Source organism: Streptomyces pratensis, assembly GCF_037137275.1.
GTDB classification, from domain to species: Bacteria; Actinomycetota; Actinomycetes; order Streptomycetales; family Streptomycetaceae; genus Streptomyces; species Streptomyces pratensis_B.
The window spans coordinates 1-227 of record NZ_JBBBEN010000008.1 but is presented as its reverse complement, the minus strand read 5'-3'; the positions used below and the strand labels follow the sequence as shown (position 1 = coordinate 227).

The 227-nt window shown below is 67.4% G+C and carries 1 protein-coding gene; it reads right to left on the bottom strand.

The window, feature by feature from the left end; all coding sequences use genetic code 11:
• Positions 1–227: ATP-binding cassette domain-containing protein (locus tag V9U70_RS00040; protein WP_336672311.1), on the bottom strand; the 227-nt coding region annotated here is incomplete at both ends.

Sequence of the window (227 nt, the reverse complement as noted above, 5' to 3'; positions counted from 1 at the left end):
ACGGCGATCTTGTCCGCGACGTCGGCGACCACGCCCAGGTCGTGGGTGATCAGGATCAGACCCATGTTGTACTCGCGCTGGAGCTCGGCCAGCAGGTCCATGACCTGGGCCTGGACCGTGACGTCGAGCGCGGTGGTCGGCTCGTCCGCGATGATCAGGTCCGGCTCCAGGGCCAGCGCCATGGCGATCATGATGCGCTGGCGCATACCGCCGGAGAACTGGTGCGG